General features: G+C 68.8%; 13 protein-coding genes. 10 read left to right on the top strand and 3 right to left on the bottom strand.

Annotation, left to right across the window (positions count from 1 at the left end; genetic code table 11):
• Positions 1-259: 259 nt before the first annotated feature.
• The 3 genes from F0U63_RS40580 (at position 260) to F0U63_RS40570 (ending at position 2799) form a co-directional block, all read left to right on the top strand.
• Positions 260-1510 (top strand): M20/M25/M40 family metallo-hydrolase, encoded by a 1251-nt coding sequence (locus tag F0U63_RS40580; RefSeq protein ID WP_395838943.1) that lies wholly within the window; start codon positions 260-262, stop codon positions 1508-1510.
• Between the two features lie 107 nt (positions 1511-1617).
• Complete coding sequence (locus tag F0U63_RS40575; RefSeq protein WP_395838941.1) at positions 1618-2127, top strand: YfbM family protein; 510 nt, start codon at positions 1618-1620, stop codon at positions 2125-2127.
• 45 nt (positions 2128-2172) lie between these two features.
• Complete coding sequence (locus F0U63_RS40570; protein WP_395838939.1) at positions 2173-2799, top strand: RNA polymerase sigma factor; 627 nt, start codon at positions 2173-2175, stop codon at positions 2797-2799.
• A 58-nt stretch (positions 2800-2857) separates the two neighbouring features.
• On the opposite strand, the gene F0U63_RS40565 is transcribed toward F0U63_RS40570, so the two are convergent.
• The 3 genes from F0U63_RS40565 to F0U63_RS40555 all read right to left on the bottom strand — a co-directional run bounded on the left by F0U63_RS40565 (position 2858) and on the right by F0U63_RS40555 (position 6528).
• Positions 2858-3820 (bottom strand): efflux RND transporter periplasmic adaptor subunit, encoded by a 963-nt coding sequence (locus F0U63_RS40565; RefSeq protein ID WP_395838936.1) that lies wholly within the window; start codon positions 3818-3820, stop codon positions 2858-2860.
• Positions 3821-3910: 90 nt separating this feature from the next.
• Positions 3911-4720, bottom strand: coding sequence for a DUF2381 family protein (locus F0U63_RS40560; protein WP_395848502.1), 810 nt, complete (start codon positions 4718-4720; stop codon positions 3911-3913).
• A gap of 92 nt (positions 4721-4812) precedes the next feature.
• Positions 4813-6528: a serine/threonine protein kinase gene (locus tag F0U63_RS40555; RefSeq protein ID WP_395838933.1), complete on the bottom strand. Its 1716-nt coding sequence runs from the start codon at positions 6526-6528 to the stop codon at positions 4813-4815.
• Between the two features lie 249 nt (positions 6529-6777).
• Here F0U63_RS40555 and F0U63_RS40550 point away from each other — a divergent pair, with 249 nt between their 5' ends.
• The 7 genes from F0U63_RS40550 to dapB all read left to right on the top strand — a co-directional run bounded on the left by F0U63_RS40550 (position 6778) and on the right by dapB (position 13482).
• The gene (locus tag F0U63_RS40550) at positions 6778-7503 is read left to right on the top strand and encodes a hypothetical protein (RefSeq protein ID WP_395838930.1); all 726 of its coding nucleotides are present in this window, start codon (positions 6778-6780) and stop codon (positions 7501-7503) included.
• A gap of 25 nt (positions 7504-7528) precedes the next feature.
• Positions 7529-8389, top strand: a complete 861-nt coding sequence (mutM, locus tag F0U63_RS40545) for a bifunctional DNA-formamidopyrimidine glycosylase/DNA-(apurinic or apyrimidinic site) lyase (RefSeq protein ID WP_395838928.1) — start codon at positions 7529-7531, stop codon at positions 8387-8389.
• A 77-nt stretch (positions 8390-8466) separates the two neighbouring features.
• Positions 8467-10320: a TIGR04551 family protein gene (locus tag F0U63_RS40540; protein ID WP_395838926.1), complete on the top strand. Its 1854-nt coding sequence runs from the start codon at positions 8467-8469 to the stop codon at positions 10318-10320.
• A 12-nt stretch (positions 10321-10332) separates the two neighbouring features.
• The gene (locus F0U63_RS40535) at positions 10333-10542 is read left to right on the top strand and encodes a hypothetical protein (protein WP_395838923.1); all 210 of its coding nucleotides are present in this window, start codon (positions 10333-10335) and stop codon (positions 10540-10542) included.
• Positions 10539-11780 carry a diaminopimelate decarboxylase gene (gene lysA / locus F0U63_RS40530; protein WP_395838921.1) on the top strand — a complete coding sequence of 414 codons (1242 nt, stop codon included), beginning with the start codon at positions 10539-10541 and terminating at the stop codon, positions 11778-11780. The genes F0U63_RS40535 and lysA overlap by 4 nt, the downstream gene beginning before the upstream one ends.
• A 16-nt stretch (positions 11781-11796) precedes the next feature.
• Positions 11797-12684 (top strand): 4-hydroxy-tetrahydrodipicolinate synthase, encoded by an 888-nt coding sequence (gene dapA, locus F0U63_RS40525; protein WP_395838919.1) that lies wholly within the window; start codon positions 11797-11799, stop codon positions 12682-12684.
• 12 nt (positions 12685-12696) lie between these two features.
• A complete protein-coding gene (gene dapB / locus F0U63_RS40520; protein ID WP_395838916.1) occupies positions 12697-13482 on the top strand; it encodes a 4-hydroxy-tetrahydrodipicolinate reductase in 786 nt (261 codons plus the stop codon).
• The last annotated feature ends 23 nt before the right edge of the window (positions 13483-13505 follow it).

Raw genomic sequence — 13505 nt, 5'->3', positions numbered from 1 at the left:
GGAAGCGCACTCACGATTGTCATGGTGACAAGAAATACGTCCCTGAAGTGATGTGAGCCTTATCCCCTGAACGCTCACACGGTAGCCGCACAGGAACGTCGAACTGTTTTGAAGTCCTCGCCTCATAGAATGGCTTGTGCCCACGATGCGTGTGGCTGATTCCCGCGAAAACAGCTAAAAGGGCGCCTCCGGCGAATTGGGAGAGAACCGGTTCACGGAATCAAAAACAGAGGAAGCATCCACCGCCGAGGAGCAGCCTATGAGGACGATGAAGTTCGGTGCGGCCGCGTTGTTGCTGATGTGCACCACCCCCGCGTTCGCGGGAGAGAAGGACAAGGAGGTGTGGATCACCATCGGGACGGACGCGCTGGAGCCAGCGCTGGCCTCGTTCCAGGGGCAGGGCCTGGTGGCGCCGGCCGTGACGCGCGAGAAGGGTGGCGTCGCGGTGATGCGCGTGCGCGAGTCCCAGTTGGAGAAGCTGGCCTCGGCGATGCACGACAAGCTCAACCGGTGCGCGGGCTTCATCGCCCATGACACCGAGGAGCAGGCGCTGGCCGCGGTGGAGGGCGCTTCCTCGCCCAAGCCGGTGCAGTCCCTCATCAGCTACACCATCGACAACGCGACGACGGTGAACTCGCTGCTGGGCAGCGTCCAGGAGACGAGCATCCGCAGCACCATCACCTCGCTGTCCACGAAGTGGACGTCGCGCCGCTACAACGTGCAGTCGGGCGCGGACGCGGCCACGTGGCTCAAGAGCCAGTGGACGTCGCTGGCCGGCTCGCGCAGCGACGTGTCGGTGGCGTTCTTCAATCACTCCTCCTGGCTGCAACCGTCCGTCATCCTCACCATCAAGGGCACCACGCTGCCCAACGAGGTGGTGGTGCTCGGTGGGCACCTGGACTCCATCAACGGCAGCAGCTCCACGGCCAGCGCGCCGGGCGCGGACGATGACGCCTCGGGCATCGCCTCGCTCACCGAGGTCATCCGCGTGGCCATGCTCAAGGGCTACAAGCCGGCCCGCACGGTGAAGTTCATGGCCTACGCCGCCGAGGAGGTGGGCCTCAAGGGCTCGGCCGCCATCGCCGCCCAGCACAAGAGCGCCGGCACCAACGTGGTGGGCGTGCTCCAGCTGGACATGACCAACTACCGCGGCTCCAGCTACGACATCGTCCTGGTGTCTGACTACACCAACGCCGCGCAGAACTCCTTCCTCTCCAGCCTCATCTCCAAGTACCTGCCTGGGGTGACCTCGACCTCCACGCGCTGCGGCTACGGCTGCTCGGACCACGCCTCCTGGTACAACCAGGGCTACCCGGCCTCCATCCCCTTCGAGGCGCTCATGGGCCAGGACAACCCGTACATCCACACCTCGAGCGACACGCTCACGCAGTCGGCTGGGAGCGCGCAGAACTCGGTCAAGTTCGTGAAGCTGGCCGCGGCCTACATGGCCGAGCTGGCCAAGGGCACGGCGAGCTCCGCCCTGGTGTCGGACGCCGAAGCCGAGCGTTGAGGTGACGCGGACGGCGCCCGGGTCCTTCCTCCTCCCGGGCGCCGCCCTCCGTGACGCATGCGGTGCGCCGCCAGGAGGGGTAGGGTCGTGGCTCACGGAGATTCTCCATGGGCATGATCCTCGTCTTCCGCCTGGCCCGGCCCGAGCGGCTTTCCTCCCTGCTCGCTTCGCCGGAGCAGGTGATCGATTTCCTCCATGACACCGACGGAGAGGACGCTGGCCGCTCGGAGAGCAGGCTCGACCTCGACAAGGCCTGGCATGGACTGCACTTCCTGCTGACGGGAACGGACTGGGGAGGCCAGCCCCCGCTGAACTTCATCGTCGCGGGCGGCGAGACGCTTGGAGACGTGGACGTCGGCTACGGGCCGGCCCGTGCCTTCACGCCCGAACAGCTCGCGGAGCTCTCCCGCGCCCTCGATGCGATCAGCTCGGACGCGCTGCGCCAGCGCTTCGACCCGGCGAAGATGATGGCGCTGGACATCTACCCGAGCATCTGGGACCGGGACCCCGCCGATGACGACACGTTGGGGTACGTGCTCGACTACTTCGAGATGCTCAAGTCGTTCCTGCGCGAGGGCGCGGAGCGGGGGCTCGGGTTCATCGTGTACATGAGTTGAGCGGCTGGCTGTAAGGCCCGGGCGGCTCGTCCGTCTCCGGATTATATGCTGCTCCAGCGGATCCTCCTCCCCACGGCCGACATGCGAAGCCCTCCTCCACCCTCCAGCGCCCCGTCCGACACCGAACCGGTGCGCGAGGAGGCGCTGCGGACCCTGCTCGAGCAGCGGGATCGGTTCGCCGCCTTCCTGGCGAGCCGGGTGGACAGCGAGGCCGTGGTGGAGGAATTGCTCCAGGCCGCCTACGTCAAGGCGCTCGAGAAGAGCGCGGCGCTGCGGGACGGGGAGCGCGCGGTGGCCTGGTTCTACCGCCTGCTGCGCAATGCCCTGACCGACCATTACCGGCACCGCGCCGCGGAAGCCCGGGCACTCGAGCGCGAGGCGGGTGAGCCGCTCGCCGTGCAGCCCGAGCCGGGCGCTGGCTCGAAGGTCTGTGCCTGCCTGCATGGCGTGCTGCCCACGCTCAAGCCCGAGTACGCACGCATGGTGCGGCGGGTGGACCTGGAGGAGCAGTCCGTCTCCGAGGTGGCGCACGAGGTGGGGGTCACCCCCAACAACGCGATGGTCCGCCTGCACCGGGCCCGTCAGGCGCTCAAGACGAGGCTCCAGCACACCTGTGGCGCGTGCGCCGCGAGCGGATGCCTGGACTGCTCGTGCGGGAGCGGGGCTTCCTGAAAGAGTAGCAGGAGAGAAGGTGCCCGGCGCCAGGGCTTCCTGTGCGTGGCTTCCAGGGTCAGGGAGTTACCCCTGTCGGCACGGAGTCGCCCGTGCTCTCTCCACGGGGCTGTTGCTGGGGTCTCGCGAGGACATGGACGAGTAGGCCCGTGGAGACCTCGCGTGGCGGGGGGTGGCTGAACGTGGCGGTGGCGAAGAGCAGGCGGGCGGCGGCGTCCACCTCGGGTGCGATGCTCTCCACGGTCCCCTCGAGGGAAAGGTCTCCTTGGAGCGCCTTCAGCTCCACGGGCGCGCCAGGCTGGAACTCGCCTGCCTCTTCCTCGGTCACGGCGAAGCGCACCCTCCATTCGCCACGGCCGAGCAGCCGGAGCACGGGCTGCCCCGCGGAGAGTCGTGTGCCGGGGCCGACGAGCCGGGAAACCACCACGCCATCGAAGGGCGCCACGAGCGTGGCGTCCTCGATGTGCTGTTTCAGCCTGGCCACCTGGGCCTGCCGCTGGAGCGTCTGGGCCCGGGCCGCCTGCGAGCGGGTGGCGGCTGCGCTCTCCTCGTCGCTCACCCTGTCCAACTCCTCCCGCGAGTAGACGCCCAGCTTCAGCGCGCGTGGGGTGAAGTCGGGGCGCTTGCTGGCATAGGCCTCGGAGAGGGCGAGCGAGACGGCGTGCTCCTCGGCACGAGCACCCTGGAGGGCGGCCTCGGCCGTGGCCAGCTCCTGCTGGAGTGAGCGCGTGTCGAGCCGGGCGAGCACCTGCCCCTCGTGGACGGACTGGCCGACCTCGACGTCCACCTGCTCCAGCCGTGAGTCGAAGCGGGCGCTCACGTCCACGGAGTCATTGGGAATGACGACGCCCAGGATGGGCTCCTGGGGGTCCGGGCGGGAAGGCGATGGGTCCACGACCCGAGCGGGCGGCGGGCCGTTCCCCATCGAGCCAGGGCTCGCGAGGGCAGGTGCCGCGGCCCCCGCGCTCCCCAACCAGACCAGTCCCCAGCTCATGGCCATCATTCGCACCGAACGACGCATTCCGCATCTCCCGTGGCAGATCCCCACTGGGAAGAGGTGGAGCGGGCGCGTTGTGACGATTTCGGCGCGCGAGGGTCGCGCGGAAGAAAATCAGGGGAAGGCCACGTGTCCTATCGAGACGCGGCGGCTCCCGCTTTCATCCCAGATGTCGAGGGTATAGACCTGCCGTGCCTCGTCCTCTGTCTGCTCCGTCTCCATCATGACCCAGTGTCTGGATGCCCCAGGGGAAAGGGGGCTGGCCGTCCAGACGCTCAGCTCCTTTGCCGTCTGGCCCACTCTGCTCAGCGCCGCGCCCGTGGGCATCCAGGCTGTCATCCCTTGATTGTGCAACTCCACTGCTATCGCCAATCGCAGCAAGGGCTGCCCTGCTTGTTTTCGTGAGGTCGTGGAGAGATAGCTGAAGATCTGTCCCCAGGAGATCACCTGCCCCGTGGGGCAGATATTTTCCTTGGAGAGGTCTCTGGCCTCCACGCCGGTCCCAGCCAGTGCCATGATCCCCTCGGCGAGCAGCCCCGTGAGGCCTGGGCCATGACCCCCGGTTCGTGGCTCCGCCGGGCAGTTCTTCACGCTGGCGGGGAGGTGGACCACCGACACCTGCTTCGCTGCCCAGGAGGGATGGGCAACCAACTCGAAAGTCGCGCTCGTGGGGGTCGCGTCATCCGCGAAGCGCACCTGCATCGAAAAGCGCTCACCGGCCTGCATATCCGTGGGTGGCATGAGCGTGACGCTGCGGTTTCCGATGGCCACATCCACGAAACGCTCTCGCTGTTGGACCTCCACACTCCTCGCGAGCAGAGGTGAATCGAAGAGGAACAGCGTGCCGGACCCTGGGTGGATGCACACCTTCGCTGTTCTGCCTCCAGGCTCGGCGGACAGCTCGACACCAAAGGACTCCCCCATGCAGTCCAGGAGTTGTGGGGGCGCTGGGTCTCTGGTGTCAGTGCTCAACACCAGTGTGAGGAGGGACGCAAGAGGCAAGGAGGGCATCGGGCTTACTTGAAACGCTTCACGGCCATCAGCCGCTCGAGCGAGTGGATCAGGACGTTGTCCGGCGTACTCCCCTTCTCCAATCGCGAGCCGAGCGACCGGTCCGAACCTTCCCAGAGTTCCATGCAGACAGGGTAGCTTTCGCCGGTGGGCAGGATGACCCGGGTGAAGCGGCCATAGACGCGTCCCGGCACCAGATAAAGCCGACCCAAGACAAGGGTTTTGTCCACCAGTCCCTCATGATCTCCCCATACGGAAAAGGTGACCTCTCCCTCACGCACGGTGAGCGGCCCCCCGTATTCTCGGTTGACCAAGGTGCCGTAAGTAGTACCAAGCTCCAGGCCCAACCTACCGGTCATTGCCTCGACGGCTCCTGGTGGGCACTCCTCGGGCGGAGGCGGACGCTTGGGTGCCACTTGTTGCTGCGCGCCGACGCAAGCCTGCAACGCCGCTCCCACGAGGCCCGCGCACGCACCTCGAGCAGCGGCCTTCACCTTCTGCTTCCTGTCATCCGAGACTCGGTCTGTCTTCTGCTTTTCCACGGGGGGGTTGTCCTGGGTCGATGCCGCGGGAGGGGCGGCGGTCGCGGGGGATGTTTCCGCGGTCCCGTCAGCTTCCGGTGGGGACCCCGAGGACGCCAATTCCCGTCCGGAAGCAATCCCTTGCGTCGGGAGGGGTCCAGACGACGTTGAACGTAGGGCAGCCCACCCGGCCACCACACCGCCCAGGAGCACGCCTCCCCAGAGCACGCTCCGGCGAAGTGCCTTCCAGCTCGGCCAGCGCGGGAGCCCCTCGCGCCGCTGACGTGGGCGAAGCCTGTCCTGCAAGGGAACCCTCCAGGTGTCATCCGCCTGCGCCCGCAGGGTCTCCAACTCCTCGCACAGGGCGACGGCGCTCGGGTAGCGGTTCTCGGGGCTCTTTTCCAACAGCTTCAGGCACACGGCGCTCAGGGTCCTGGGCACGCGCGGGTTGACGAGGTGCGGGGGCAGGGGGGGCGTCTCGATGATGGCCCGAATGGAGTCCTCGTCTTCCGTCACCCCGAAGGGATGGCGCCACGTGAGCAGCCAGTAGAGCACCACCCCGAGGGCGTACAGGTCATCGGCGGGACCCGCCCGGTAGCGCGCTCCCTTGTCCTGGGCGTGTTCGAGCCGGAAGCGCCAGGCCTCGGGGCTGCGGTACTCGAGTGTGCCCGGAGGGAACATGCCGTGGGTGATGGTGGGCGCTCGCGCGTAGTGGCCTGCTCCGAAGTCCACCAGCACCGCTTCGCCATCGCCCTCCCGTACCAGAATGTTGGCCTCCTTGACGTCCCGGTGCACCACCTGGGCATGGTGGGCCACCGCCAATCCCCGGCCCACGCCCAGAATCTTCCCGGCGGCCGTCCACGCGTCGGGAGGGTGCTCCCAGGCCCACTCGTCCAGGGGCTTTCCCGGGATGTACGCGAGCCGCAGCCACAGGTACTCGTGCCGCTTCTCGGGCCAGTAGCCCCACCCTCCCAAGGAGACGAGGTTGAGGTGCTGTAGCCGCAAGAGGATGGCGAACTCACGTTGTCCCCACGCTTCCGCGCTCCCCACGGGAATGAACTTCACGGCGCACAACCGTCCCGAGTTCATCTGCCTGGCGAGGTACACGGTGCCGTAGCCACCGGCCCCCAGAAAGGATTGCACCACCATCCCCTCGATCTCGGTGCCCGGGCTCAGATCGGGCAGGCGCCGCGGCTTCACGACTCACTCCCGGCGGATGGATGGCTTGCTGGCGACACGTGAGCATGACCTCCTGGGACGCCCACTTATCAGGTCATGCCCTCGGAGGGGAGGGTCATCCCGAGCCACCGGGCTCTCGCTCCAGGGAACTCCTCGCGTCCCGGATTTGGATGGTCGCTACCAAGATGACGATGGAACTCGTCGAACGAAAACACTCCAGGTGATGATGCCCGGGACGCAGCACCTCGACGCCTCGAGAGGACCCCCCGCATGAGCCGACCGCCCCCCGCCCGCGTCGCCCCGATCGTCCTGGGAGCTATTCAGTACGGTGACACCCGTGGGTTCAATTTGAACTCCCTGGCCGTCATCGACGCCCGATCGGGTCAGCGGCTCAGAACCATCGAACTCTATCGGTATGCGCTCGTGCCGGGCCTCGAGACCGACGTCCAGGACGTGTTCTTCACCTCGATGAGTCTGTCAGAGGATGGGAAGGAGCTGCTCATCGAGAACACCCGGGGGCATCGCTTCGCGGTCGAGCTCGCCTCCGAGCAGGTGCGTGAACTCAATCATCCGTGCGAGTTGAAGCTGCTGAGCACGGCGAAGCAGGGGCAGCGGTGGCAGGTCCTGGTCGAGCTGTCGACCACCCACACGTCCGGCCGCGGCCCCTTCTTGCTGGACCGCCTCAGTTTCGGGGATTCCGACGGCTTGAGGAACGACCTGTTCGAGGTCACCTCGAGGGTGGATGGGAGGGAAGTTGCCTACCGGGGAGAGATGGTCAAACGGGCTCCCCCCGGGCATTTCGTGGAACTCGCGCCTGGAAGGCGCCACGAAGTGCGCATCGACCTCGGAAAGGACTATGCCTTTCCCGAGCGAGGGGGCGCCTTCAGGATTCGCTACAGGCATCACAATCACTTCTCGCCCGACGACGTCGACCTGTACTCGAATGTGATTTCCGTCGACCTCGCCGCCAGTCAACGCAAGCCGAGCCCGTCGTGACGAGAGGTGCTATTGCGCGCACGTCATGCCCGAGCTTCCCGAAGTCGAGATCGCCCGGCGCCACCTCGTCCACTGGCTGGACGGTCGCCGTGTGGTGAAGGCCGATGCGGACGACACCCGGATCTTCCGGGGCGCGCGCTGGAAGGACTTCGCTTCCCTCCGGGGCCGGCTGCTCTCGCTGGAGCGGCGCGGCAAGTACCTCCTCTTCTGCTTCGAGGAAGACCGGGGCCTGCTCGCGCACCTGGGCATGTCGGGCCGCTTCGTGCGCCGCCCCCCGGACACTCCCGTGCCCTACAGCCGGGCCCGCTTCCACCTGGACTCCAAGGACGTCGTCCACTTCGCCGACGCACGCATGCTCGGGCGCATGGAGACGTGTCCCGCCTCGCGCCTGCACGCGCTCGCGCCCATCCAGGCACTGGGGTTCGATCCGCTCGCCGATGGCCTCGACGTCGCGCGGCTCCGGGACGCGGTGGGCGACTCGAAGCAGGAACTCAAGGTGGCCCTGATGGACCAGGGGAGGGTGGCGGGGCTGGGCAACATCCACGCCGCCGAGGCGCTCTTCCGCGCGGGTCTGCACCCCTCGCGCACGCCCGCCTCGCTCACCGGCGCCGAGTGGAAGCGCCTGGCCCGAGGGGTGCGCGCCGCGCTCGACTTCGGCCTCCGGGAGCAAGAGGCCGAGGAGGAGGTGCGCTACCTCAAGGAGGGGGGCCGCAACGGCTTCCTCGTCTATGGCCGCGCCGGCACGCCGTGTGTCCGGTGTGGAACGGCCGTGGAGTCCGTGACCCAGGGGGGACGCACCACCCACTTCTGTCCCTCGTGCCAGCCCTCGGGCCCAGCCCCGGAATCCCGGGTGGAACGCGGCGCGCGGACCGCTCGCCGTCGTTGACACCCCCCACGCACTCCGCTTGACTCGCCCGCCCTTTGCACCCGCCGCAATCGCGCGGCCTCGGAGAAGAATCCCCTATGTCGTCCAACGCCCTGCTGGCGGCGCTCCTCGTCGCCTCCGCCACGGCCGCCGCGCAGACGCCGGAGACGCCCCCCACGGGCTCGCCGGCCCCCGCGCCCGAGAGCGCCCAGCCCGCCACGCCACCCTCTTCCCTGGAGCTCACCGACTCCACCGAGGAGCGTATCCGCCAGGAGGTGGAGCGGCGCGTGGAAGCCGCCAAGCAGGAGATGCGCGAGGAGATCCGCGCCCAGCTCGCCACCCAATCCCTCGCCTCGGACTGGCAGGAGGAGTGGATGGAGGAGAAGCGCAAGCTGGAGCTCTTCACGCTGGATGGCTACTTCCGCCTGCGTCCCAACCTCTACAACCAGTTCGACCTGGGCAAGCAGCCCGAGCGCCGGCTCTTCCCCTCGCCGCGCACCAATGAGAGCACCCAGTCGGGTGCCGACATGCGCCTGCGCCTGGAGCCCACCTTCAACATCTCGGAAGAGGTGCGGGTGAAGGCCCAGTTCGACGTGCTGGACAACCTGCTCCTGGGCTCCACGCCGTCCACGAGCTTCCCGAGCGACGGCTACTACCTGTTCGATCTCTTCAATGACCGGCAGACGTCGCCCCGGGCGGGCCTCAACGCCCTGCGCGACGCGTTCTCCGTGCGCGAGGTCTACGGCGAGGTGTCCACGCCGGTGGGTCTGTTGCGCTTCGGCCGGATGAACGCGCACTGGGGTCTGGGCGTGCTGCGCAACGACGGCAACTGCCTGGAGTGCGACTACGGCGACCAGGTGGACCGGGTCATGTTCGTCACCGAGCCCCTCGAGGGCTTCTACGTGACGCCCATGTTCGAGTTCAACAGCGAGGGCCGCTACGCCTATCCGAACGGGCCGGACAGCCAGCCGGTGGACGTGTCCAAGACGGACGACGTGCACAGCTTCGTGCTGGCGGTGGCCCGGCGCGACACGCCGCAGCAGGTGAAGGCCAAGCTGGACAACAACCAGGGCGTGCTCAACTACGGCCTCCACGTGAGCTACCGCAGCCAGCAGTCCTCGTCCGAGGGGCTCAATGGCTCGCCCGCGGTGATCAACCCGGATGGCTCGGTGGGCAACAGCACCTACGTGCCGCGCAACGCCTCGCTCATCATCCCGGACGTGTGGCTGCGCTACGAGGAGAAGAACTTCCGCGTGGAGTTCGAGGTGGGCGCCTATCTCGGCACCATCGGCAGCCGGCAGGGCACGCCCCTGCCCGCTGGTGGCCAGGACCCCAACCAGAGCCAGTCGCTCACCGTGGCGGAGTTCGGTGGCGCGGCGGTGGGTGAGTACCGGCTGCTCAACGGCAAGCTCAACATCCAGCTCGAGCTGGGCTTCGCGTCGGGAGACCGGGCGCCGGGCTTCGGGGCGTACCCGGGGCGGCCGGGCTCGGGGCCGGGCGGTTTCACCCAGCCGGGTGACGCGGATGGTCCGCAGTTCCGCTGCGGCGGCACCGACTGCGCCGACAGCTACCTGCGCAACTTCCGCTTCAACCGCGCCTACCGCGTGGACAACATCCTCTTCCGCGAGCTCATCGGCACCGTGACGGATGCCTTCTACGCCAAGCCCACCCTGCGCTACACGCTCACCCAGGGCTTCGACGTCTTCGGCAGCGCCGTCTACTCGCAGGCCATCTACGCCCAGTCCACGCCGTCCTTCACGGACCGGCCCCTGGGTCTGGAGACGAACCTGGGCGCGAAGTACGAGACGGAGGATGGCTTCGTCGCCCGCGTGGACTGGTCCGTGCTCTTCCCGCTCAGCGGCCTGCAGGACTACAACACGGGCACGGGTCTGGCGGTCACCGAGCTGAAGACGGCCCACGCCGTGCGCGGCACCATCGGCATCCGGTTCTAGGAAGGCGCTTCCATGCAACGCTCGCGCGTGCTCGTCGTGGTGCTCGGTGGTGGGGTGCTCGCGGGGTTGTTGGGGCTCGCGGGTTGCGGCATCAAGGGGCCGGCCCGGCCGCCCCTGCCGCCGTCCGCTCCGCCCACCACCGAGACGCAGGCTCCGGCCGAGGCGGGGCGGGGTCCCTTCGCCCCCTCGGCCCCTCCTCCCGAGGACGCTGGAACACCGTGACCGCCTTCACCTACCGCAAGCGCATCCTTCACGCCGAGCACGTCCCTCTGACCGCCATCGCCGAGGCGGTGGGGACTCCCACCTACGTCTATTCCTCCGCCACCCTGCGCGAGCACTTCCGCTCGGTGACGGAGGCCTTCGGCGAGCACCCGCACCTGGTGTGTTACTCGGTGAAGGCCAACTCCACGCTGGCGGTGCTGCGCCTCCTGGCGGAGGAGGGCAGTGGCTTCGACATCGTCTCGGGGGGAGAGCTGGCCCGGGTGAAGGCCGCCCAGGGAGAGCCGGGCAAGACGGTGTTCGCCGGCGTGGGCAAGACGGCCGAGGAGATGGCCGCGGCGCTCGCCGCCGGCATCCTCTTCTTCAACGTGGAGAGCCCCGAGGAGCTGGAGCTGCTCGACGCGGTGGGCCGGGCCCAGGGCCGGCGCGCGCCCTTCGCCATCCGCGTCAACCCCAACGTGGACGCGCGCACCCACCGCTACATCGCCACCGGCCTGAAGACGTCCAAGTTCGGCGTCCCCTTCGAGGAGGCCGTGGGGCTCTACGCCCGCGCCCGGAAGATGAAGGGCCTGGAGGCGGTGGGCCTGGACTGCCACATCGGCTCGCAGATCACCCTGACCTCTCCCTTCAAGGCCGCGCTCACCAAGGTGGGCGGGCTCTACCAGGAGCTCAAGGCGCAGGGGCATGGGCTGCGCTACCTGGACGTGGGCGGCGGCCTGGGCATCACCTACACCGAGGAGAAGCCGCCCTCGACCGCCGAGTACGCGCGCACCATCCTCGCGGCGGTGGGGTCCACGGGCGCCACGCTCGTCTTCGAGCCCGGCCGTTCGGTGGTGGGCAATGCCGGCGTGTTGCTCACCCGCGTGCTCTTCCGCAAGAAGACGCCCGCACGGCAGTTCGTGGTGGTGGACGCGGGAATGAACGACCTGATGCGGCCCGCCTTGTATGACGCCCACCATGGCCTCCAGCCCCTGGTGCAGCGGCGGGGCAAGGCCGTGGACGTGGACGTGGTGGGGCCGGTGTGCGAGTCCACCGACGTGCTCGCCCGGCAGCGACCGCTGGTGTTGCCCCGGCAAGGTGAACTGTACGCATTCATGAGCGCCGGGGCCTACGGCATGAGCATGGCCTCCACCTACAACTCACGACCCCGTCCGGCCGAGGTGATGGTTGACGGGAGTGCATGGCGGGTGGTGCGCGAGCGCGAGCGCGTCGAGGACCTCTGGCGCGGCGAGAGCCCCTGACCGTATAAGCCGCTGTATGAAGACTTTCGAAGGCTCGATGACCGCGCTCGCCACGCCGTTCCGGCAGGGAGCGTTCGACGAGGGAGCCTACCGTGCGCTCATCCGCCAGCAGCTCGCGGGGGGCACCAGTGGGCTCATCCCCATGGGGACGACGGGCGAGGCGGTGACGATGTCCGCCGAGGAGCGCCAGCTCGCCATCCGCGTGGCGGTGGACGAGGCGGCCGGCCGGGCGCCCGTGGTGGCGGGCGCGGGCTCCAACAGCACCTCGGAGACGATCGCGGGCGTGCGGCTCGCGCGGGACGTGGGGGCCGACGGCGCGCTGCTGGTGACGCCCTTCTACAACAAGCCCACGCAGGCGGGCCTGGTGGAGCACTACAAGGCCGTGGCCCGCGCCCATCCGGGCTTTCCCATCATCGTCTACAACGTGCCGGGCCGCACCGGCGTGGACCTGCTGCCGGAGACGGTGCTGCGGCTGTGCGACGTGCCCGAGGTGGTGGCCATCAAGGAGGCCACGGGCAGCATGCCCCGCGCGGTGGACCTGGTGGAGAAGTGCGGCGATCGACTGACGCTGCTGTCCGGAGACGACTTCACCGTGCTGCCCTTCATCGCGTGCGGCGGCAAGGGCGTCATCTCCGTGTCCTCGAACGTGGCGCCCCGGATGATGGCGGATCTGGTGGCGGCCGCGCGTGCCGGGCGGTTCGAGCAGGCGCGGGCGCTCCAGGTGCGGATGAACGAGCTGCACCGGCTGCTCTTCGTCGAGTCCAGCCCCATCCCCGTGAAGTGGGCGCTGCACGCCCTGGGGCTGTTCGGTCCCGAGGTCCGCCTGCCGCTGGTTCCCATGACCGAGCCCAACGCCCGGAAGCTGGAGGCCGAGCTGCGCAAGCTGGGCCTCGTCCAGGGCTAGGAGAAGCCTTCCATGATTCGCACCGTCCTCACGGGCGCCACCGGGCGCATGGGCGCCACCCTGAGCCGCCTCGTGCGCGAGGCGCCGGACCTGGAGCTGGCCGGCGCCACCGCCCGTGGCCAGGCCGCGCAACTGGCGGCGCTCGGCGTTCCCGCGGGAGATGACCTGGGCCGGGTGCTCGACGCGGCGCGGGCCCAGGTGGTCATCGACTTCACCAGCGCGGAGGCCAGCGTGGTGCATGCACGCCAGTGCGCCGAGCGCGGCGTGGCCCTGGTCATCGGCTCCACCGGCTTCAGCCCCGAGGCCCGCGCCGAGGTGGCCCGGAGCGCGGCCTCCATCCCCGTGGTGCTCGCCCCCAACACCTCGGTGGGGGTGAACGTGGTCATCCGCATGGCCGCCGAGCTCGCCCGCGTCCTGGGCGATGGCTACGACGTGGAGGTGCTGGAGGCCCACCACCGCATGAAGAAGGACGCTCCCTCGGGCACGGCGCTGAAGCTGGCCGAGGTGCTCGCCTCGGCGCTGGGGCGCGGGCAGGAGGACCTGACCTTCTCCCGCCACGGCCAGATCGGCGCGCGGCCGAAGAAGGAGATTGGCGTCCAGACGCTGCGCGGCGGGGATGTGGTGGGCGAGCACACCGTATTCTTCTACGGCGAGGGCGAGCGCATCGAGCTGACCCACCGGGCGACCAGCCGGGACCAGTTCGGCCTCGGGGCCCTGCGCGCCGCGCGCTGGGTGACGGGCCGGACGCCGGGGTTGTACGACATGGCCGACGTGCTCGGCTTCCCGAGGACCCCATGAGCTCCTCGGGAATCCGGACGCGG

The sequence above is a fragment of the Cystobacter fuscus genome, assembly GCF_044360685.1.
GTDB classification, from domain to species: domain Bacteria; phylum Myxococcota; class Myxococcia; order Myxococcales; family Myxococcaceae; genus Cystobacter; species Cystobacter fuscus_C.
Note: the sequence above shows the minus strand (reverse complement) of the source record. Positions and strands in the feature narration are given on the sequence as shown.

Excerpts from the sequence above, each read along its gene's own strand:
- F0U63_RS40580 (WP_395838943.1), top strand. The coding sequence starts at position 260 with ATGAGGACGATGAAGTTCGGTGCGGCCGCGTTGTTGCTGATGTGCACC.
- F0U63_RS40575 (WP_395838941.1), top strand. The coding sequence starts at position 1,618 with ATGGGCATGATCCTCGTCTTCCGCCTGGCCCGGCCCGAGCGGCTTTCC.
- F0U63_RS40570 (WP_395838939.1), top strand. The coding sequence starts at position 2,173 with ATGCTGCTCCAGCGGATCCTCCTCCCCACGGCCGACATGCGAAGCCCT.
- F0U63_RS40565 (WP_395838936.1), bottom strand. The coding sequence starts at position 3,820 with ATGCGTCGTTCGGTGCGAATGATGGCCATGAGCTGGGGACTGGTCTGG.
- F0U63_RS40560 (WP_395848502.1), bottom strand. The coding sequence starts at position 4,720 with ATGGGGGAGTCCTTTGGTGTCGAGCTGTCCGCCGAGCCTGGAGGCAGA.
- F0U63_RS40550 (WP_395838930.1), top strand. The coding sequence starts at position 6,778 with ATGAGCCGACCGCCCCCCGCCCGCGTCGCCCCGATCGTCCTGGGAGCT.
- mutM (WP_395838928.1), top strand. The coding sequence starts at position 7,529 with ATGCCCGAGCTTCCCGAAGTCGAGATCGCCCGGCGCCACCTCGTCCAC.
- F0U63_RS40540 (WP_395838926.1), top strand. The coding sequence starts at position 8,467 with ATGTCGTCCAACGCCCTGCTGGCGGCGCTCCTCGTCGCCTCCGCCACG.
- F0U63_RS40535 (WP_395838923.1), top strand. The coding sequence starts at position 10,333 with ATGCAACGCTCGCGCGTGCTCGTCGTGGTGCTCGGTGGTGGGGTGCTC.
- dapA (WP_395838919.1), top strand. The coding sequence starts at position 11,797 with ATGAAGACTTTCGAAGGCTCGATGACCGCGCTCGCCACGCCGTTCCGG.
- dapB (WP_395838916.1), top strand. The coding sequence starts at position 12,697 with ATGATTCGCACCGTCCTCACGGGCGCCACCGGGCGCATGGGCGCCACC.